Below are 20,911 nucleotides of genomic sequence, written 5' to 3'. Positions count from 1 at the left end.
ATGCGGTGGATGGGACAATTTTGGGCATTTCATAAAAATGATTATGACCTCAGTTTTTATTTTGTGCAAGAATGAATCCGTTATGGAGGTGCCGATGACAGGAAGTTCACAAACGAATCAGAGCTTTAAGATGCTTGAAGACAAGCCGAGTAAGGTGCTGAGTCTCGGTGGCGGTGAGATGGAGAAAGCTTACGCTTACCGTGAGGTTTTGCTTGAGCAATCACGCCAGGAGGGTTTGCGCAAAGGTATTCGTACTGAATTGCGCATTCGGTGGGCTGCTTGCGCGCTCCTGGAATCTACTTCGCTGGATGCTCTCAAGGTGCAGGATATTTGCCTGCAGGTGGAAATCGCCCAAGGCACGCTCTACCAGTATTTCCCGGATCGGGATAGTTTGCTGGAGCAGATATTGCAGGATTTTGTCGTGTTCATGAAAGAGCGGATGCTGGCGGCAGCCCGTTCAAGTGTGGGCTACGAAGCATCGGTTCGCCAGTCCACGCAGACTTACAGCCGATTGTTTGAGCAAAACTGCGGGCTGATGAAATGCCTGCTCAATCATTACGAAACGTTTCCCAAGGCAAAGACCATTCTTCAGTCTCTCAATCGTGACTGGAACGCAACAGTGGTGGAATCGGTCAAAAAGAAACGTCTCTCCAGTGGGTTTGGTGGCCAAACCAGTGATGTGGAGTTACAGCGCCGTGCCTACGCATTAGGGGGGATGGTGGACCAATACCTCTCCTCCATTTTTCTGTATGCAGACCAGAGTCTGTCTGCCATTGCAGGCGACAGGGATGCGGTTGTAGAAACCTTGACGTATATCTGGCTCCAATCCTTCAAAGATCAATTTGAACCACCCAAATGAACAAACTCCTGGTAGACAGGGCTTGCTGCTCAATGTGGATACTTTCCCTCCGAGCATGAAAAAGCCCCGACTGGCGGGGCTTTTTGATCAAGCGCAGGTGCTGCGAATGGTTTCAGAACTTGTAACCAATGTCGATGCCATACGCCACCGGATCCAGGGTGATATCCAAGTGTTGTCCGGTTGAAAAATGCGTTGTTGTTTTCAGGAACGACTTGCTGTAGTGCAGGTCAACAAACCATTTGTCGTTGATGGCGAACGTTGCACCAATCTGGGGGGTTAGCGCCCATTTGGAGTCCACCGTCATCTTGGTTGGTAAGCCGCCAGGATTGGTTGTGGCGGTGAGTTTGCCACTACCCTGCTCATCAAAGAAGTAGGCATAAGTGGCCCCCAGCCCTACATAGGGTCGAAACTTGGCGTTGGCCTCCATGAAGCGGTACTGCAGGAACACGGTAAATGGAATGGCCTTGACTTCAGCCAGGTCGCCTGCGCCTTTCAGTGCGCCGTCACCAATGATCTTGTGGGTAAACGGCATGGCGAGAGGGACATCAACCGCCCAATGATCGGTGTACATGTAGGTGATACCACCACTGAGCTGGGTGTTGGAACCTACATCCGCTTTGGTGCCGCCCATGTAGTCAGGTGCTGATAAATAACCACTGTCGACTTGTGGTGTGATGGTGGTGACACCCATACGCGCCATCCAGGTGCCAGCGGTTTGAGCAAAAGCCGTGCTGGTGGTCAGTACTGCCGCTGCGGCAAGGAACTTTATGTTGGTTTTCATGAGGGTTCTCCGAAAAGGTCAATTCAATTAGAGCCAGCCAGCGAGAACCATGCTCTTGGTGACCAGTTGGGCAAGCAGCTTGTAGCCGTAGGGGGTGGGGTGAACGGTGTCAGCAAAAAGGTAATGGGATGTGTCTCCTGCAATGACGTTGGTGGTGTTACACACCAGCGAACTACCCAAGGCGTTGGGGCTTGGTTTTGTCAGATTGCAGGCGGGAGTTGTGATATTGGTCAGCGCATAACTCGCAGGATTGGCGATTTGGTTACGGTTATCCGCATACGCATCTACAACAGTCACGCCAGCTACACCCGTCAGACCATTTTGCAATTGGGTGTTGAAATAAACCACCATATTGCTGATCAATGCTTGTGTTTCCACAGACTGTGCTTTGGACGATGGTGTCAGACTGACATCAGGCAGGTTAACCACGGCAACGTACTTGGCACCTTTGCCGATGATCAAAGTTTTGACATAGGCGGCCAACTCACCACCAGCCTTCGCCATGTCAGCGACTGCCTTCGGGCCGTTGGTTGTGGCGTAGTCAGCACCTGCTTTATTGGCGGCCGCTGTAGCAGCCGTAACGATAGGGGTGGAATTAATCGGAAGAGTGACTCCTGGTTGTCCCGATGCGGCGGTGACCGCTGCTGTGACAATGTCTGTGGTCGTGGCACCAGGAACCGCTGCTGCTGTTTGAAGCGCTGTGCCAATGGCCAGCATGGCTGCCGGTTGGTTGGCTGGGTTGGGAACCAGGGCAACCAATCCGCCCACCAAGGTGTTGCCAAATGCCGTTGTTCCCGCAGCCGTCGCGTTAGCCTTGAGTTGATCCAGCAACTCTAAAACATCGTTCCCACCAGCCATCACTGTGACCAGTTCGGTCCCGCTGAAGCTGCCACCGACTTTGGTGAGGTGGGTGGAAATCTGGGTAATGATGGGAACGGTCAACTGACCCAAGGGGGAGTTCACAGGGGCAGAGGCGCTGCCAGGTCCAACGGGGTCGGTCACACGTGCGCCGCCTTGGGCGTAGTTGTTGCAGGCAGGGTAATTCACAACAGCAACAGGTCCACCAAGAGCGGCGGCACTGTTCAGACCTGTTTGTGCCGGGCACGGTGCGGGTAGGCGTAATTGGGAGGCAACCAGCTCCGTCCAGTTTTTGCTGGGAGTTGGTTCTGCGCCAATGGCCCCCGTGATGCCATTCACCGTATAAGTGCCACCACCCATGGCCGCTACGGCACCCACCTTGTAGGTTCCCACATCACTCAAGCTGTCGCCAAACGACACCATGGATGTAAATTTGACAGCTGACGCTTGATTGCCGTCCCCACCACCACCGCCACAAGCCGCTACCAGCAGCGCTGCAGCCATGGCTACACCCAGAATTTTGAATTGCCTCATCAACTGTCTCCAAAAGATTAAAAAAGAACGACCGTACTATTTGAACGGATGATCGTAACTGTTTGTTCCCGAGTTAGTGAGTCGGGAAAACCCTTGAATCGTTGGATACGAGTTTGAGATCCGTGGTTTAACGGTACCGCAACTTCATCACCAGGATGGCACTTGCCAGCGCCAGTGTGACGCAGTTGGCAATCACCACCGGCCAGGCATTCAGCAGCAGGCCATAGACCAACCACAGTGCTACGCCCACTGTAAACGCACTGTACATGCCCAGTGAGATGCCTTTGACATCTTTGGTGCGAAAGGTGTGCAGGGCTTGCGGCAAAAAACTCACGGTGGTCAGGATGGCGGCCAGTGTGCCGATCAGGTCAGTCAGGGTCATGGTGTTCAAGGGAAGAGGCAGCGTGCCAGGTGGCATTACTTGTCTGGATTGTCCATCACCGCCCAGTCAATCAGTGCGTCCAGCGCAGGCTTGACCGCCGCTGCATTGGGGTGATTCACGATGGCCACCAGCACGTAACGCTTGCCACTGGTCGCGTGTACATAACCGGCCAGTGCCGTGACATCACGCAGGCTGCCGGTTTTCAGATGTGCGCTCCCTGTTGCTGCATGGCTGCGTTTGAGCGTGCCGTCGACTCCGACCAGTGGCAGTGACGACATCAGTTCAGGCATCTGGGGTGACGCGTAGGCGGTTTGCAACAGTTGTCCCAATTGCGTGGCGCTGATGCGGGTGCTGCGTGACAGGCCCGAACCGTTGTCGATGAAGGGCAGATCGGTGGCATGAATGCGATGCTGCCACCATTGACGCACGGCTGCGCGGGCTGATTCCGGGGTGGCGGCCAGTGTGCCGGGAGCGGGGCGGGTGTCGTTCCCCAGACTCGTCGGGCTGGTTATGGGGGCTGGCCGGCCAAGTGTTAAAAAGAGTTGCTGTGCCATCACGTTGTTGCTGAACTTGTTGATGTCGCGCACCACCTCCAGCAGCGTGGGTGAGATCAGTTCAAAGCTGGCGGCAGAAGGGGGGGCAACACCGTCGATGACCCGGCCATCAAGTTGTCCGCCCATGCTGCGCCACAAACCGTCGATGGCCCGGGCGTTGTAACTGACCGGGTCGGGGTAGGCCACAGACCAGACTTTTTCACCACAACTGGCCGGGAAGCTGCCCGCCAGCTGAATTCGTTGGGGGTCTGAAAAATTGGCTTTTAAGGCAGCCCGGTAGTCGCCGCATACGGCGGATGTGGACAGTGGCACCTGAGTGGGCAAAACCACACCTGCCAGTGGTGGATCAACTTGCACTCGGGCAATCAAACCGTTGGCATCCGGGGTGAAGGTTATCACCATGGTTTTGAAGTTCAGCAGCAAGGCATCTGCTGAGGTGTTGGCTGGGCGCAGGGGCTCACCGTCAAATTCTCCGGGGTCTGTCGGTGGCACGGCAAATGTATGGCGATCCAGCACGATGTTGCCCGCAATGCGCTGCACACCCATGCCTTGCACCCGGCGCAGCAGCAGCCACAGCCGTTCCACCACCAGTTTGGGATCGCCCTGGCCTTGAATCACCAGATTGCCTTGGAGCACGCCGGCCTTGACCGGGCCGTCCAGCCACACCGGGGTGTGCCAGACAAAGGCCGGGCCCAGTAAATCCAGCGCTGCGTAAATGGTGACTAACTTCGTCACCGAGGCCGGGTTCATGGGGACATCTGCGCGATGGCTCAAACGGGGCGGAACCTGCCGGTCGGCTTGCGCCACCCAGATGGATACGGCCTCCAACGGCACGCGCGCCTGTGTCAGCGCCGTTTCAACCGCAAACGGCAGGGGCTGAGCCTGGGCCTGGGCCTGGGCCTGGGCCCATAACGCACTCAACAGGCCACAGAGCATCAGGAGCATGGGTTTGGGCAATTGAATCATGGTGAAGTGGTATTTGAGGTGGCGGCTTGCTTCTGGCATGCATAGAATGACATTCAGCCCAACGATCAACGTACAGGGCGGGGGCAAGTGTCTTGTGAGGTCAACGGCATGATGAAGAAACTGGTTCGTTTTTTAGTCTCAACGGCATTGTCTTTGGCTTATGCCGGGTCTTTTGCGCAGCCGGTTGCCACATTTTCAATCAACGGCTACCGTGTGCTGGGGAATTCACTTCTGAGCCCGGAAGTGGTGCATTTGTCCACCCGGCCGTTCACGGGTGCGCAATCCAGTTTCGAAACCATCCAGTTGGCACTGGAGTCCCTTGAACAAGCCTATGTCAATTCGGGTTACGGTTCGGTGCGGGTTGAAATCCCCGAGCAGGAACTGGAGTCTGGCATCGTCACACTGCAAGTGGTGGAAGGGGTCTTGGGCGAGGTCACCATTGAACCCCATACTTATTTTGATGCGGACAACGTGCGCAACGCCTTGCCTGCCTTGCGCGTGAATGAGCCCGTCAACATCCATGAGCTCAACCGTAACCTCGTGTTGTCCAACGAGGGGGGTGTCAAAGTGACCAACGTTACGTTCAAACGCAGTGCCAATAACCGTGATGTGGATGCCACGGTGAAGGTAAGTGCAGATAACCCAACACGCTGGCTGGCGTTGATCGACAACACGGGCTCGCATACCACCGGGCTCTACCGCACAGGCCTGATTTACCAGCACGCCAATCTTTTTAACCGTGACCACAGCCTGTTGCTGCAAGCCATGACCAGCCCGGATCATCTGAGTGATGTGCGTATTTTGGGGTTGGGTTACCACGTGCCACTCTATGGATGGGGTGATTCTGTGGACTTCAACATCAGCAGCTCCAACGTGGATTCTGGTCAAGTGGCGCAAGCGGGGGGGGGGCCAGATTTGAGTATCAGTGGCAGTGGCACCATGCTGGGGGTTCGTTACACGCACAATTTTGCGGCCACGGCCGAGTTGCAGCATGCGGTCAGCGTGAGTCTGGAGCAGCGTTCTTATGGCAGCAGTGTCACCCCGCGGGGAACGACCACCAGTCTGGTGCCTGACCTGAGCACCCGGCCCTTGAGTCTGAGTTACACCAGCAGTTGGCACAGTAGCCGCAGGGACCTGGTGAACAGTTTGACCTGGCTGAAAAATCTGCCAGGTGGCAGCCATGGTAATACCGCAGACTTTAATCAGCCTGGCGGCCGCGCCGGGGCTGATGCAGGTTTTCAAACCCTCAAAGTCAGCATGCTGTACACCGAACGCTTTGCTTCACAGTGGATGCTGCGCGCCGGTGTGTCGGCTCAAAGTACCTCGGATTTGTTGATAGCGGCAGAGCAGTTTGGCGCAGGTGGCAGTGACAGTGTGCGTGGTTTTGATGAGCGCGAAATTTTGGGTGATATGGGGGTGCGCGCAGGACTGGAGCTGTGGGCTCCTGCGTGGAATGCTGACCCTTGGCGCATGATTCCCCTGGGTTTTCTGGAGGGCGCGCGTGTGTTGCGCAACCAGCCCGCCGCTGGCGAAATTCCGAGCCAAGCCATCAGCAGCGTGGGTCTGGGCCTGCGCGCAGCCTATGGTCGCAACCTCACGTTGCGCATGGATTGGGGCTACGTTCTTAAAGGGGTGACCGGTATCACCGGGCCTGTGAGCTCAGATCAAAAACTACACGCGTCCATGGCGTGGGTGTTTTAAACGAATTCAGGGAGTCGGATCATGCATTACTCAATCCCTTTCAAACCACACCCGCTGCTGGTTTTACTGACGATGACCGCTACCGGCTCTTTGTGGGCCAACCCACAATTGCCGCAAGTGGTGCATGGTCAGGTCACCATGGCGCAAGCGGGCAAGGTGCTCACCGTGACCAACAGCCCCGGGGCCATCATCAACTGGCAGCAGTTCAACATTGACCGTGGTGAGCTGACCCGTTTTGTGCAGCAAAACGCCGCCAGTCAGGTGCTCAACCGGGTGGTGGGGGGTGATCCGTCGCGCATCCTGGGTTCGCTCCAATCCAATGGCCGGGTGTTTTTGGTCAATCCGAATGGCATTGTGTTTGGTGCAGGGTCGCAGGTGGATGTGGCGGGCCTGGTGGCATCTACCCTGCGATTGTCGAATGAAGATTTTTTGAACAACCGGCTGCGTTTTACCGACACCCCTGGCGCGGCGGGTATTGGCAATGCGGGCCACATCCGCAGTACCCGCGGGGGTGAGGTGTTGCTGATTGCCCCTCAAGTTGAAAACTCGGGCCTGATACAGGCCCCCGACGGCAACATTCTGCTCGCTGCTGGCCGCAGCGTGGAAGTGGCAGATATTGACCGCCCCAACATCCGGGTTGAAATCCGCAATACAGATGAACAGGCCGTCAATCTGGGCAGCTTGCTGGCGCGGCATATTTCCATTTATGGCGGTTTGGTGAAAAACAGCGGACGTATTCAGGCTGATTCTGCCGTGATGGGTGAGAACGGCAAAATCATCTTGAAGGCCGCCCAGCGCGTGGTGCTGGAGCCCAGCAGTGTGGTCACCGCCACCGGTTCACAAGGGTCGACAGGGGGTGACATCAGCATCACCGCCCACAACACGCAGGGCTTGGCTGGTGGGGGTGAGGTGTTGGTGCAAGGCGTGGTATCGGCCCAGCCGCAGGCTCAGGTTGCAGCGGCGGCCTGGATTGAAAATGTAATACAAAATAAGCCTGTAGCGCCCGTAAATAAAGCGCAAGAAGCTATTAAAAATATAGCAAAAGAGATGCCCAATCCTGCTCCTGCGACCATGCCCTCGGCCGCAGCAGAGCCCTCTGCGCCAATGGAGACCCTGGCCGATGGCGCTAACGGGCTGGACGCCGCAAGCCACTCCGCCCTGGCCGGTGTTGCGGTGGGCAGTGCAGTTGGCTTGATGGCAAAAACTACGTCATCGACCCGCACGCCGCCAGCCATACCAAGTACGCCGACACCTGCACGGCCTGCGCCCAGCACGCCTGCTTTACCGGTGAATCCTGTTGCTCCCGCCAGCCCGGCAGGGGGCACCGGGACGGGAGGCAGCATCCGCATCAGCGCTGGAGGGCGGGTCATGGTGGGTGAGGGTGCCCGCCTAGATGCTTCTGGCAACTGGGGCGGTGGTGAAATTCTGGTGGGTGGCGGCTGGCAGGGTCTGAACCCCAACATCATCAACAGCCAATTCACCTACATTGCCAGTACCGCCACGCTGTATGCCAATGCCAATTTGCGCGGCAACGGCGGTCTGGTGGTGGTATGGGCCAATGACAGTGCCCGTATCTACGGGCAAATTGCCGCCAGAGGCGGAGCATTGGGCGGCGACGGCGGGTATATCGAGACTTCGGGCAAGCGCATGCTGGATGTCACCCGGGTAGCGGATGCCAGTGCGGTGGCCGGCAAGGGTGGGCAGTGGTTGCTGGACCCGAACAATGTCACGGTGGAGGCGACCGGTACAGAGACCAATGTCACCGGTAATCCCAACTTTGCCACCACGGCAGACAGTGCCACCATCACCGTGGCCACCATCCAGGCCGCACTGAATGCCGGCATCAACGTCACCATCACCACCAGTGCGGGTGGCGCACAGCTGGGTGACATCAGCCTGAACAGTGCCATCAGTACCAGCAGCAGCACCGATGTGACGCTGACGCTGGTTGCGCACAACAACATCAACCTGAATGCCGACATCAGCGCCACCGGCGCGGGCAAGTTCAATCTGGTGATCAATGCCGATGCGGATGCCTCAGGTGCCGGGGTGGCCACCCTCAGTGGGGCCAAGGTGATGCTGAATGGGGGCGTGATTTCCAGTGGTAACCAATCGGTCTTGTCGATCACGGGTTTGGCCACCCTGAGCAATGCCAGGCTGGCACTGGATGCGGTGGTGTCTGGCACCGCCTACATGGCCGGTGGATTAACACTGGTCAACAACATCCTCACGCTCAATGGTTCTTTGCTCTACCACGGGAGCCAAACTTTGGGAGGGACGGGGCAGATCGTGCTGGCCGCTGCAGGCAGCTCACTGTACCGTGGCAGCGGCAGCAATACCACCCTGACCATAGGCTCAGGTATCACCCTGAGCAGTACAAGTTCGAGCACTGTTTACCTGGGCTATTACGGCGACGAGATCATTGCATTTGCAGGCACATTAAACGCCAATAACGCGAATACAAACTGGCAACTCTCCGGCATGGTCAACACGGGAGTCATCAACCTCAGTGAGGGCACACTGAATTTTGATTCGTCTTCGAGCATGGCTACTTGGCACAATTCCAGCCTTGCGGGGAAAGGTATTTTTGTCAATGGCGGCACACTGAACCTGGGGGGCAGCTTCAAGCCCAGTGATCTGGGTAATTTTTCAAGAACCTCGGGCACAGTCAACATCACGGGGGAGATGGATTTACAGGGGGGCACGCTGGATGTGGGGAGTGCGGGCATCTTCAAAACCGGGGGCTTGAGCAGTCTGAACTTTGGTGTGCTGAAAAATGGCACGCTGATCAGCAGTGACGGCACCGTTTTCAACAGCAACGGGGGCACCCTGGATGGCATGACGATTGGCAGCAACCTGAGCTTTGGTGCTGGCTCAACCACGGCAAGCACCAGCACATTTATTGCCCATCACCTCAAATTGGCCAATGGCATTACCGTGGACAAAGGTGCTGGCAGCTGGTTCTGGAGTACCACCGGTGCGCAAGAGCTGACCACGGTCTCGGGTACAGCCACCATCCACAGCACGGGTGGCTACCTGATTTATGGCTACGACGCGAACCAGACCATCACGATTGGTGCGGGTATCACCGTTAACGGTATTTTTAATGTGTATGGCTATGGCAGTGGCTCGGTGATCAACAACGGCACGCTGGTAGCCAGTGGTACCGGGGCATCTTCAAGCATTCTTGCATTCGCCTTTACCAATAACGGCAGTATTCGTACCAGCGGGGCCAGTTACCTGAACCTTTACAGCTATGGCACGGGCAGTACTGGCGGCATGTTCACCAATGCAGGTCTGATCACCGTGGCGGCCGAAGGCACGGTGATCTTGGGCAGCTCCAATTTCAGCAGTGCGGGCAGCGGCCTGGATGTGCAGTCAGGCGGCACCTTGACCTTTAATGGTGGCAACTACAACTTCACCAGCAGTCTGGCCGTGGTGACCGGGGCCACGGTGAACCTGGAGTCGGGAGTGAGCAAGGCCCACCTGGAGGGTTTATCGTTCCAAGGAGGTACCGCCGTACTCAATAGCACCTATGACAACACCGGCAATACCGTGAACCTGTCGGGCACGGGCGGCCAATTGCGTCTGGGTTACAACGGTCAGATCATTGGCGGAACGGTATCCAGCAGCCGTGGCGTGGGCTTGAGTTCCATAGGCGGCATTCTGGATGGTGTCACGCTGGCCACCAACATGACGGTTGAAGACGGCTCGGGCCTGATTTTGCTCAATGGTTTAACCTTGTCGGGGGGGGCCAAGCTGATTCTGGAAAGTTCGGGGGCTCTCAGCTATGTGTTGATCAAAGGCTCTGGGGTGCAAACCATTGGTGGCACCGGGTCGATTGAATTTACCGGCACGGGTCAAGGTAATTTGCGCTCTCTTCACCCTTATCTCGACACTGGTGTCAGCTTGGCTTTGGGCAGCGGCATCACCGTGAACGCCAATGCGGGCGGGTCTTTCTGGGACACCACGCAGACCTGGAGCATGGACGGCAGTTTCAACGTGAACGCCTCTGGTGACACGGTGTACACCAACTTGAGCAATCGGTCAGGTGGTGTCGCCTCGGAGGTCAATGTGCTTGCCGGCACGCTTCATATCAACCATGCAGGTGGCACACCCATCGCCAGGCTACGTGTGGATGCGGGTGCCATGGTGGAATCCAATGCCACGGCCGCCACCACGCTGGGAGCTGGTTTTATCGTTTCGGGCACAGGTCGCCTGATCAATGTGTCGAGTTATGGTGTCACGGTGGATGGCATGGCCTCTAACGGGCTGACTTTTGTCAGTGAAAGTGGCAGCGGGGGCATCACCTTTGCCAGCGCCATCAGCATTGGCGGGCTGGAGGTCAAGGGAGGGGCAGTCAATGGTGCAGGGGCGGTGAATGTCAGCGGAAACCTGATCCTGAGTGACGGTTCTCTGGCTCTTACCGGTGGCATCACGCTGGGGGGGGCTGGCTCGGTGTGGAGCGGCGGGTCCATCGATGCGGGTACGGTCATCAACAATGGCACGCTCACCATCCAGGGCCACGGCAACCAAAGTTTGCAGAATGCCGGCACCAAGCTGGTGAATGCTGGCACGCTCATTTATGACAACACCGATGGCAATTTTGTGGTGAAGAATGCCGCCATTGAAAACAAGGCTGGAGCGCTGATCGATGTGCGTGCGGGCATCCTGAAAGCTGGCACATTGTTTGGCAATACCAACAATGGCGAAATCAGAACGGCCTTGGGCACCTTGTTGGTTCATACCGGGGTGTTGACCAACAGGGGCACGATCAGTGGCTTGGGTACGCTGGATTTGGGTGGCAGTACCTTGACCAACCTCGGCACCCTCGCTCCCGGCCATGGGGCCGATGCCACAGGTCTTTTGCGCATCATCGGCAACCTGGTGATGGGGGCCGGGAGTATTTACCAGGTTCAGCTCGGATCAAGTCCTGCTGTCGCTGTGGACACGCTGGCGGTTTCAGGTGAGGTGACCTACGGCGGTACCTTGAGTGTGAGTGGTACGCCCAGGGCGAGCTTCATGAAGCTGCTGACATCCGGCTCCCGGACTGCTGGCAGTGTCTTTGCCACCCTCAATATCAGCTCGCCTGGTTTAACCCCGGCTTACGGTGGTGAGGGTATGACGCTGTCTTTCTACACCAGTGGGGTCTGGACGGGAGCCGGGGATGGGGTGAACTGGTCCAATCCTGACAATTGGGGGACCGGCATGTTGCCGGGTGTTGATGATTTTGTAAACATCAGCACGGGCACGGGTAATCTGGTCATGAGTTCCGGCAGCTACAGCATCAAGGGATTAGATTCCACCCGTGGTCTTACGGTGAAAACGGGGGCATCTTTGAGTCTGCTGCAGGACAGCACGGTGGCAGGGCTTGATCTGCAAGGTGATGTGAAGATTGGTTCCGGTGCAACCTTGACGACGCTGGGTGGTTTCACCTGGACTGGTTTGGGTGCCAGTTCCTTGAGCGGTGCAGGCACCTTTCTGGTGGCAACGGGTCAATCTGCCACCATTTCTGGCAGTGCCCATGTGCTCGATACCACACTCACAATCGCCTCTGGTGCCAGTCTGGATTTGGGCGCAAACACCAGTCTGGTGGGATCGGGCAGTCTGCTCAACAACGGCAAGCTGACAGCGCGTTCTTTGTCTTGGGGGGGGGACTTCACCAATGCCTTGGGTGGTGTGGCCAGTCTGAGTGGCACACTCAGCGGTGACTTCAGCAATGCCGGTACCTTGAATGTGGATGGCCTCTTGACCCTGAAAGGGGCGAATGCCGAGCACCTTTCAGGGGTGATCAATTTGAACAATGCCAGCGAGTTGTGGCGCGAAACAGCGGGATTCAGCTGGTGGGGTGGTGCCATCCGTGGCACGGGTGGTTTCTTGTACCGCAATGGCGGTAGCCTGTTGTATGCGGGGGCAGGGCAGCGTGAGATCAATACCCCCAATCTGACTTATGTGTTTGCCAACCAGGCCCTGCCGATGGGCTCATTAACCGTACGTTCGGGAACCGTGCAACTTGATGGCAGCAACACCCTGTCCCAGGGGGCCAGTTGGACGCTGGATGGTGGTGATCTGGTCAATAACGGCCCCCTGTCCATCGCTGGCAGTCTGAGTCTGCTCAGTGGTCATTTTTCAGGCAGTGGGACGCTCAGCACCACCAACACGGGATCATTCAGTGTGCCCGCTGGCAGCAGTGTTGTATGGTCTGCCACGGGAGCCCTGAATAACCTGGGCAGCATGAGTTTTTCCGGCCAAACATTCGGCATGGCGATTAACAACCAGGGCAGCATGCAACTGGGGTCGGGTTTGGTGTTTGCCCAGCTGGTCACCAACTCGGGCACCTTGGTCGCTTTGAGTGGCAGCAACACCCAGTTTCAGGGTGGTTTGACCCTGAACGGGGGGAGTTTGCAGCTCAGCAATGGGGACATCACCGGTAATGTGACCCTGCATGCAGGCAGCATCAGTGGCACCGGCAATTTGTTTGGCAACCTGGTGGTTGGCAGTGCCACCCTGGCACCCGGTTTTTCACCCGGTGCGCTCACCATTGCGGGCAATCTGACCTTGAGCGCCAACAGCGTTTTGAACCTGGAGCTCGGCGGGATGGTTCCAGGGTCTGGTTACGATGTCATCAAGGTCAATGGTGTGGCCGCCTTAAACGGCAGTCTCCATGTCAGTTCCTATGGCGGCTTTGCGCCAGCGGCAGGCAGCACTTTCACAGTGATGAAGTTTGCCAGTGCCACAGGTGCTTTTACCCACACCACGCCCCCCGCTGGCTGGACGATGTTGTTTGTACCCGGTGTCAGCAGTTATGGCTTGACGGCAGTATCCGTGACACCCACGCAGCCAACACCTCCCTCCACGGTGTTCAAACCTGCGTCCTCGGTGGTCTGGAATGATGTGGTGGCCGAGGTCTCGCAGCCCAAGCCGCTGGAAGTTCTCTTGGCTCGTGCGGATCAAACCGGGACGATGCTTGATACCACGCCGACACCGGAGCAAAAGCTGGTGTCGGTTGAAAAAGTGATGGAAGAAGAGGCCTGCCAATGAAAACGTTTTTAACCTCGTTGAGTTTGCTGGCAGGCCTGCTTTTGGCATCCGGCATGGCTGCGGCACAAACTGTGACCCCGGTGCCCGCGGTGGCTACCGCTGCCGCAGTAGACGGCACGGTTTTTGTCACACGTGCCGGGCACCCCACTATTCTGGCACGTGGTTCCTCTTTGCAGGAGGGGGATGCCATCAACACTACCCGCAACAGCACTGTGCGCCTTCAATTCACCGATGGGGGTGAAACCGTGATCCGGCCCGAGTCCACGCTGGTGGTTCAAAAATACCAATTTCAAAAAGAGTCGCCCGCGCAAGACAACATGCTGTTGCGGTTGATCAAGGGGGGGATTCGCGCGCTCACCGGAGCCATTGGCAAACGTGGCAATGCCGATGCCTACCAGCTTAGGGCCAATACCGCCACCGTGGGCATCCGTGGAACGGATTTTTCGGTACGCCTGTGCCAGCAGGACTGCAATGAAACGGGAGACACCAAGCACCGCAACAGTGCCGCACCGGTGGCTGCACGTGCCGTGCAAGTGCGTGGCGTGGCCAAGGTGTCGCATGGAGGGGGCGGGTGGGTCACCCTCTCTGAAGGACAAGCCTTGTACAACGGCGACGTGTTGCAAACCCAGCTGGACTCCCATGTGGTGCTGGTATTCAGTGATGGTGCGCGCATCACCGTCAATCCGTCCAGCCAGATGGGTATCTCAGAATACGCCAATGTCGCCCCATCCGGCAATGCGGCCAATAAGAGCTTGGGCAGCATGATCATTGAGCTGTTCAAGGGTGGCTTGCGTTTTGCCACCGGACTGATTGGCAAGTCGAATCCTGAAAAAGTCAAGGTGCGTACCGCGACCGCCACCATAGGTATTCGGGGCACGGTGTTTGATGTGGTGTGTGCCCCTGGCAGCAGTGCAGACAGTGCCACCGCGGCCGATCTGGGGGATATGCCCTGTGAAGAGTCGCTTTTTGCCCAAACCCGTGAAGGCACGATTACGCTCACCGGCAGTCAGGGGGAGTCCGTGGTGTTGCCGACTGGCCAAAGTGGACGGGTGAATGGCCCTGAGAGGCCCGCACGTGCCCTGCAGGTGAGTCCGGACTATTTCAGAACCCTCAGCACCCCCGAGCCTGAAAAAGTACCCGTGAATCTTGAGGGGCTGTTTGGTCTGGAAACCACGCCGGATACCAGCGATGGTGTGCTGCTGACCGTACATGATGGTCGGGTGGTGTTGGCACAAGCAGAAAAAGATATCCTGCTGGATGCCGGTGAGTCTGCTTTTGCCGGCCGCGCGGTCATTCCGGTGCGCCTGCAATCGGTGCCACCGATCCTTGACCGTGATCCGTTCCTGTCCATTGGGATGTTCAGCGCCAATATGTGTCGACGTTGATCCCTGGTTCATCTCATTGGCAGGCTCAGCTTTTGTCATGGACATAGCATGAAAAAAATCGGCTTTTTCAGGCTTCACGCCGCTCGTATGGCCTTGAGTCTGGTCCTTGTGCTTGTTTTGTTGCTGAATGCCGTGGGGCTGCTCCATCTGGGATTCATGGCGCGCCTGGAAAATTATGCCTACGACTTGCGGCTTCAATGGACCATGCCCGGCACGGTGGACAAGCGCATCGTGATTGTGGATGTGGATGAGAAAAGCCTGGAGCAACAGGGCCACTGGCCGTGGCCACGCAACAAACTGGCGCACATGGTGGATGTGCTGTTTGACACCTACCAGATTGATGTGCTGGGTTTTGACGTGTTGTTTGCCGAGCGGGATGAAAGCTCCGGCCTGTCCACCCTGGAGAGCCTGGCCCAAGGCGAGCTGAAGGCCGATCAACGTTTTGAGGCAGCCCTCAAGCGTTTACGCCCGGCGCTGCGGTATGACGACTTGTTTGCGCAAAGCCTGAAAAATCGCCCGGTGGTCTTGGGCTACTATTTCCAGCACGACAAACTGGGGCAGCGGCAAGTGGGGTTGTTGCCAGAACCTGTGCTGCCCCAGGGCAGTTTTGTCGAGCACAACGTGGGTGCCATGAAGGCCGACGGTTTTTCGGCCAATCTGCCCGAGTTGCAAAAAGCCGCCGCCAGTGCCGGTTTTTTTAATGCCTCCCCGCTGATTGATGACGATGGTGTCTTTCGCCGCATTTCCCTGCTGCAAATGCACAACGGTGCCTTGTACGAAACCCTGGGCTTGGCCATGGCCCGCCTGGTCATGCGTGCGCCCACGGTGGAGCTGGTTTATGAAGGTGGCAGCCACAATTCGGTCGCCTTGGAAGCGCTCAGAGTCGGCGACAAGCGTGTTCCGGTGGATGCCGATGTGGCCGCCCTGGTGCCTTACCGGGGTCGCCAGGGCAGTTATGTGTATGTGTCCGCCAGCGACGTGTTGCAAGCCAAAGTGCCCGCTGACGTGCTGCGGGGAGCCATTGTGCTGGTGGGTACCACCGCGCCCGGGCTGCTTGATTTGCGCACCGCCCCGATGCAGGAAGCCTATGCCGGGGTTGAACTGCATGCCAACATGATCGCCGGCATCATGGACAGCACCATCAAAGAACGGCCCGCATACGTGATGGGGCTGGAGCTGGTGCTCTTGTTATTCACGGGCGTGTTGCTGGCGCTGGTATTGCCCGCGCTGTCTCCTGCCTATGCGACCTTGCTCTCCCTGGTGATGGCATCCTTTGCAGTGGCGGTGAACCTGTGGATTTGGAGTGCGGGCCAGTTGATCGTGCCGCTGGCCTCGGGCCTGGTGCTGATCGCTGCCATTTTTGTGTTCAACATGTCTTATGGGTTTTTTGTGGACTCGCGCGCCAAACGTCTGTTGGCCCGGCTGTTTGGTCAATATGTGCCCCCCGAATTGGTCGATGAAATGGCACAAGACCCAGGGGCTTACAGCCTGGCTGGTGAAAACCGTGAAATGACCGTGCTCTTTTCGGATGTGCGTGGTTTCACCACCATTTCAGAGGGCCTGGGCCCAACCCAGCTGACCGAGCTGATGAATGACTTTTTAACCCCCATGACCAAGGTCATTCATGCCCACCGCGGCACCATCGACAAATACATCGGTGATGCCATCATGGCCTTCTGGGGCGCGCCACTGGCCGACCCCCAGCACGCCCACCGCGCCGTGCAGGCGGCCATGGACATGGTGGCGCAATTACACGCCCTGGAGGAGCATTTCAAAGCCAAGGGTTGGCCCTCTATCCAAATTGGGATTGGTGTGAATACCGGTGACATGACGGTGGGCAACATGGGCTCGGAGTTTCGCCTGGCCTATACCGTGATGGGCGATGCGGTCAACCTGGGCTCACGGCTGGAAGGGCTGACCAAAACCTATGGCGTGTCCATCATCGTGAGCGAATTCACCCGCGCAGCGGCGATGGACTTTGCCTACAAAGAGCTCGATTGCGTGCGTGTCAAAGGCAAAGAGCACCCGGTCAAAATCTATGAGCCCTTGGGGCTGATGAGTGAGCTGGCACCGGAGGTGCGCCAGGAACTGGCACAGTACAGCGCCGCCTTGCGGCTGTACCACACGCAAGACTGGCTGGTGGCGGCAGACGAATTTGCCAAATTGCAACGCCAGTACCCTGATTGTGAGTTGTACCGGCTGTATGCCACACGTGTGGTTGAATTCATCGCCCATCCACCGGGTCAGGATTGGGATGGTTCCCACACGTTCAAAACCAAATAAACCACATCCAAAGGGTTTTAAATGCAAGAACAAACCACCTCGCTGGCCAGTTTGCTGGATCGCCTGGAGCATTTGAACGATATCGGCGCGTCCTTGTCCAAAGAACGAGATATCACCCGCCTGCTTGAAAAAATCCTGCTGGCCGCCAAAGCCATCACCCATGCCGATGGCGGCACGCTCTACCGCATGCTGGAGGACGGCAATACCTTGCGTTTCGAGATCCTGCGCACTGATTCGCTGAACATTGCGATGGGTGGCACGGCGGCCAAAGGCATGAATTTCCCTGACTTGCCCCTGTATTCCAGCACCGGCAAGCCCAATAACACCCTGGTGGCAGCCTATGCCGCCATCCATAGTGTGACCATCAATATCGACGATGCCTATACCGAGCCCAACTTTGATTTTTCAGGCACCCGCGAGTTTGACCAGCGCACCGGCTACCGCTCCAAATCCTTTTTAACCGTGCCCCTGCGCAACCATGACGGGGACGTGATTGGTGTGCTGCAACTCATCAACGCGCAGCGCCCTGGAACGACCGAGGTGGTGGCCTTCTCGCAAGCGGATCAGCGTCTGGCCGAGTCGCTGGCATCACAAGCCGCCATTGCGTTGAGCAACCGCCTGTTGCTGACCCAGCTGGAAGAGTTGTTTGAGGCCTTTGTCGGGCTGATCAATCTGGCCATTGACGAAAAATCGCACTACACCGGCGGGCATTGCCAGCGTGTGCCCGAGCTGACCATGATGCTGGCCGAGGCGGCTGACCAGGTCACCGAAGGCCCGTTGGCCAACTTTCACATGACCGACCTGGACCGTCATGAACTCAAGATTGCCGGCTTGCTGCACGACTGCGGCAAGATCACCACCCCGGTGCATGTGGTGGACAAAGCCACCAAGCTGCACACCTTGTTTGACCGCATCGGGCTCATTGACACCCGTTTTGAAGTGCTCAAGCGTGATGCGGAAATTGCCACACTGCGCCAGCAACTGGCTCTGCGTCAGGTGGTAGACCCCGCCGCAGAGGCGGCCCTGCGCAGCCAAAACCAGTCTGCCCTGGCTGAACTGGAGGCTGATCGCAGCTTCTTGCGCAACGCCAATGTGGGTGGGGAAGTCATGAGTGATGCCGATGTGGCGCGTGTGCGCGAGATCGGCAGCCGCTACACCTGGCGCAACCCGGACGGCATCCAGACTGGTTTTTTATCCTCGGACGAGCTGGAAAACCTGAGTATTCGCAAAGGCACCCTGACTGCAGCGGAGCGTGATGTCATCAACTACCACATCGTTGCCACCATCAAGATGCTGGAAAAACTGCCCTGGCCCAAGCACCTGAAAAACGTGCCCGAATACGCCGGGGGTCACCATGAGCGCATGGACGGCAAGGGTTACCCCAAAGGCCTCACCCGTGAGCAAATGTCGGTGCAGGCCCGCATCATGGGGATTGCCGATATTTACGAAGCACTCACCGCCTCGGATCGCCCTTACAAACCGGGCATGAAACTGTCGCAAGCCATGCGCATCATGGCCCAGTTCAGGGATGATGGTCACATTGACCCGGATTTGTTTGATGTCTTTCTGCACCAGGGGGTGTACCGGCGTTATGGCGAAAAATTCCTCAACCCGATGCAGCTGGACGAGGTGAATCCCGGCGCGTAAGCCCATTTACCACCTTCCTGGCTCAAGTTCATCCCGAAGCCTGAAGATGGACTGAGCTGGCCTTTTACCGCGCAAGAGCGCCGCCTTCTGGGCGCACGGATAATCAGCGCATGTCCGTGCACACTCCCCACCCCCCGCGCTTTTCACCTCGCAGCATCGGCCTGGCTGCAGCTGTGGTCACGGTGCTGATCTGGACTTCCTTCATCCTGATTGCGCGCGCTTCGGCCGACCCGGCGCGTGGCGGCGTGCTGACCCCGCTGGATCTGGCCTTTTGCCGCATCGTCGGTGCCAGCCTGATCCTGTTGCCCTGGGGCGCGTGGCTGGTGCGGCAGGATCGGGCGCAAGGCCTGCATGGTGCGTCCTGGCTGGGCGTGTCGCCTTTGACTGCAGGCATCACGGTCAAGGTCGGGATTTTTGGCGGCCTGGTATATGCCATGCTGGCCTACAGTGGTTTTGCTTACGCCCCGGCCTTGCATGCCTCGGTGCTGATGCCGGGCAGCCTGCCCTTGTGGACGGCGCTGCTGGCGGCCTGGTTGTTGCGTGACCGTATCACCCCGACACGGGCTGTTGGCCTGGGGTTGATTGTGTTGGGGGACTTGCTGGTGGGTGGGCTGAGCTTGTTGCGGGCTTTTGATGGCGGGCAGGTCTGGCTGGGTGATGTGTTGTTCATGTCGGCCGCCATGTGCTGGGCCACCTACAGCGTGCTGGCGCGTCACCATGGGCTGGAGGCGGTACGCGCCACCATTGCCATCACCACGTTGGCGTTCGTGGTGTATGTGCCCAGCTACAGCGTGCTGGTGCTCAGCGGCCTGGTCAACGGCCATGTGTTCACCGCCCCGTGGCGTGACGTGTTGTTTCAGGCCACGTTTCAGGGCTGGGGCTCGGTGGTGATCTCGGGCATCACCTTCACCCAGATGATTCGCCACTTTGGCCCGGTGCGCTCCACCATGATCACCGCGCTGGTGCCCGGCCTGTCGGCCTTGGGGGCGGTGGTTTTGCTCGGCGAGCCGCTGCGCTGGAACCTGGCCGCAGGTCTGACCCTGGTCACTGCCGGAATTTTGTTCGGCGTGCGCGCCAGCTTGCCGAATGCTCTTAAAAAAGTAGCTGCTAGCGCTTGATTGATAAGCATTAGAGCCTCATTTTTATATGAAATCTTGTACCCAACGATCCCTTTTGAGAAACCTGCCATGAACCTCTTGGCCTTTGACACCAGCACCGAACGTATGTCGATTGCGCTGCAGCGCGGCACCGGGGATACCGCTATGCGGTGGCAGCACGATGCCGCCGGTGGCGCACTCACGTCCACGCACTTGATTCCCGAAATCCAGCGCTTGATGGCCCTGGCCGGGCTGCAGTTTGGTGACCTGTCGGCCATTGTGTTCGGGGCCGGGCCGGGCTCGTTCACCGGGCTGCGTACTGCGTGTTCAGTGGCGCAAGGTCTGGGTTTTGGTGCCGCTGTGCCGGTGCTGCCGGTCGACACCTTGCTGGCCGTGGCCCAAGATGCACACCAGCAATTGGGCGCGCCAGAGCGCTTGTGCGTGACCGCCATGCTGGATGCCCGCATGGATGAGTTGTACACCGCCAGCTATTTATTTGAGAGTGATCAGTGGACGTGTATCAAGCGCTACAGCCTGATTTCTCCTGAAAATTTGCAGTGTGATGCGGATCATGTGCTGGCGGGCAACGTGTTTGCCGAATACGGTGAACGTCTTCCACATGTGGGCCAGCAACGGGTGCCGGCCTTGCCGACGGCGCAGGCCTTGCTGCGTTTGGCCCCGGCCTTGCTGGCTGCCGGGGCTGCGGTGAGCGCCGAACAGGCTTTGCCCACCTACATCCGCGACAAGGTGGCGCAAACCACCCAGGAGCGGCTGGCGGCCAAATTGGCCACCACCGCCCACCCGGTCGCCGTGTCGCATTGAG

12 protein-coding genes are annotated in these 20,911 nt (G+C 57.9%); 8 read left to right on the top strand and 4 right to left on the bottom strand.

Annotated elements, in window-relative coordinates; translation table 11 throughout:
* Positions 1 to 37: 37 nt before the first annotated feature.
* Positions 38 to 859 (top strand): TetR/AcrR family transcriptional regulator, encoded by an 822-nt coding sequence (locus LDN84_RS18410; RefSeq protein ID WP_223904878.1) that lies wholly within the window; start codon positions 38 to 40, stop codon positions 857 to 859.
* 112 nt (positions 860 to 971) lie between these two features.
* On the opposite strand, the gene LDN84_RS18405 is transcribed toward LDN84_RS18410, so the two are convergent.
* From LDN84_RS18405 to dacB, 4 genes are all read right to left on the bottom strand, one after another.
* Positions 972 to 1,640, bottom strand: coding sequence for an OmpW/AlkL family protein (locus LDN84_RS18405; protein ID WP_223904877.1), 669 nt, complete (start codon positions 1,638 to 1,640; stop codon positions 972 to 974).
* 27 nt (positions 1,641 to 1,667) lie between these two features.
* Entirely contained in the window at positions 1,668 to 3,032 is a 1,365-nt protein-coding gene (locus tag LDN84_RS18400; RefSeq protein WP_223904876.1) for an SGNH/GDSL hydrolase family protein, read from the bottom strand.
* 127 nt (positions 3,033 to 3,159) lie between these two features.
* Positions 3,160 to 3,414: an SWEET family sugar transporter gene (locus LDN84_RS18395; RefSeq protein ID WP_223904875.1), complete on the bottom strand. Its 255-nt coding sequence runs from the start codon at positions 3,412 to 3,414 to the stop codon at positions 3,160 to 3,162.
* A gap of 35 nt (positions 3,415 to 3,449) precedes the next feature.
* Positions 3,450 to 4,934 carry a D-alanyl-D-alanine carboxypeptidase/D-alanyl-D-alanine endopeptidase gene (gene dacB / locus LDN84_RS18390; protein WP_223904874.1) on the bottom strand — a complete coding sequence of 495 codons (1,485 nt, stop codon included), beginning with the start codon at positions 4,932 to 4,934 and terminating at the stop codon, positions 3,450 to 3,452.
* Positions 4,935 to 5,042: 108 nt separating this feature from the next.
* On the opposite strand from dacB, the gene LDN84_RS18385 reads away from it, so the two are divergent.
* The 7 genes from LDN84_RS18385 to tsaB all read left to right on the top strand — a co-directional run bounded on the left by LDN84_RS18385 (position 5,043) and on the right by tsaB (position 20,910).
* The gene (locus LDN84_RS18385) at positions 5,043 to 6,635 is read left to right on the top strand and encodes a ShlB/FhaC/HecB family hemolysin secretion/activation protein (RefSeq protein WP_223904873.1); all 1,593 of its coding nucleotides are present in this window, start codon (positions 5,043 to 5,045) and stop codon (positions 6,633 to 6,635) included.
* A gap of 21 nt (positions 6,636 to 6,656) precedes the next feature.
* On the top strand, positions 6,657 to 13,676 hold the full coding sequence (locus LDN84_RS18380; protein WP_223904872.1) for a two-partner secretion domain-containing protein: 7,020 nt from the start codon (positions 6,657 to 6,659) through the stop codon (positions 13,674 to 13,676).
* The gene (locus tag LDN84_RS18375) at positions 13,673 to 15,061 is read left to right on the top strand and encodes a FecR family protein (protein WP_223904871.1); all 1,389 of its coding nucleotides are present in this window, start codon (positions 13,673 to 13,675) and stop codon (positions 15,059 to 15,061) included. The genes LDN84_RS18380 and LDN84_RS18375 overlap by 4 nt, the downstream gene beginning before the upstream one ends.
* 48 nt (positions 15,062 to 15,109) lie before the next feature.
* A complete protein-coding gene (locus LDN84_RS18370; RefSeq protein ID WP_223904870.1) occupies positions 15,110 to 17,344 on the top strand; it encodes a CHASE2 domain-containing protein in 2,235 nt (744 codons plus the stop codon).
* 21 nt (positions 17,345 to 17,365) lie between these two features.
* Positions 17,366 to 18,991 carry an HD family phosphohydrolase gene (locus LDN84_RS18365; protein ID WP_223904869.1) on the top strand — a complete coding sequence of 542 codons (1,626 nt, stop codon included), beginning with the start codon at positions 17,366 to 17,368 and terminating at the stop codon, positions 18,989 to 18,991.
* A gap of 110 nt (positions 18,992 to 19,101) precedes the next feature.
* The gene (locus LDN84_RS18360; protein ID WP_223904868.1) at positions 19,102 to 20,109 is read left to right on the top strand and encodes a DMT family transporter; all 1,008 of its coding nucleotides are present in this window, start codon (positions 19,102 to 19,104) and stop codon (positions 20,107 to 20,109) included.
* Between the two features lie 69 nt (positions 20,110 to 20,178).
* Positions 20,179 to 20,910 carry a tRNA (adenosine(37)-N6)-threonylcarbamoyltransferase complex dimerization subunit type 1 TsaB gene (tsaB, locus tag LDN84_RS18355; RefSeq protein WP_223904867.1) on the top strand — a complete coding sequence of 244 codons (732 nt, stop codon included), beginning with the start codon at positions 20,179 to 20,181 and terminating at the stop codon, positions 20,908 to 20,910.
* The last annotated feature ends 1 nt before the right edge of the window (position 20,911 follow it).

This window comes from Rhodoferax lithotrophicus, assembly GCF_019973615.1.
GTDB classification, from domain to species: Bacteria; Pseudomonadota; Gammaproteobacteria; order Burkholderiales; family Burkholderiaceae_C; genus Rhodoferax; species Rhodoferax lithotrophicus.
This window is presented reverse-complemented; position numbering and strand designations above follow the sequence as displayed.

What these genes read in the sequence shown, in the direction of transcription:
- LDN84_RS18410 (WP_223904878.1), top strand. Translation starts at nt 38, where the DNA reads ATGATTATGACCTCAGTTTTTATTTTGTGCAAGAATGAATCCGTTATG.
- LDN84_RS18365 (WP_223904869.1), top strand. Translation starts at nt 17,366, where the DNA reads ATGCAAGAACAAACCACCTCGCTGGCCAGTTTGCTGGATCGCCTGGAG.
- LDN84_RS18375 (WP_223904871.1), top strand. Translation starts at nt 13,673, where the DNA reads ATGAAAACGTTTTTAACCTCGTTGAGTTTGCTGGCAGGCCTGCTTTTG.
- LDN84_RS18380 (WP_223904872.1), top strand. Translation starts at nt 6,657, where the DNA reads ATGCATTACTCAATCCCTTTCAAACCACACCCGCTGCTGGTTTTACTG.
- dacB (WP_223904874.1), bottom strand. Translation starts at nt 4,934, where the DNA reads ATGATTCAATTGCCCAAACCCATGCTCCTGATGCTCTGTGGCCTGTTG.
- LDN84_RS18370 (WP_223904870.1), top strand. Translation starts at nt 15,110, where the DNA reads ATGAAAAAAATCGGCTTTTTCAGGCTTCACGCCGCTCGTATGGCCTTG.
- LDN84_RS18400 (WP_223904876.1), bottom strand. Translation starts at nt 3,032, where the DNA reads ATGAGGCAATTCAAAATTCTGGGTGTAGCCATGGCTGCAGCGCTGCTG.
- tsaB (WP_223904867.1), top strand. Translation starts at nt 20,179, where the DNA reads ATGAACCTCTTGGCCTTTGACACCAGCACCGAACGTATGTCGATTGCG.
- LDN84_RS18360 (WP_223904868.1), top strand. Translation starts at nt 19,102, where the DNA reads ATGTCCGTGCACACTCCCCACCCCCCGCGCTTTTCACCTCGCAGCATC.
- LDN84_RS18385 (WP_223904873.1), top strand. Translation starts at nt 5,043, where the DNA reads ATGATGAAGAAACTGGTTCGTTTTTTAGTCTCAACGGCATTGTCTTTG.
- LDN84_RS18395 (WP_223904875.1), bottom strand. Translation starts at nt 3,414, where the DNA reads ATGACCCTGACTGACCTGATCGGCACACTGGCCGCCATCCTGACCACC.
- LDN84_RS18405 (WP_223904877.1), bottom strand. Translation starts at nt 1,640, where the DNA reads ATGAAAACCAACATAAAGTTCCTTGCCGCAGCGGCAGTACTGACCACC.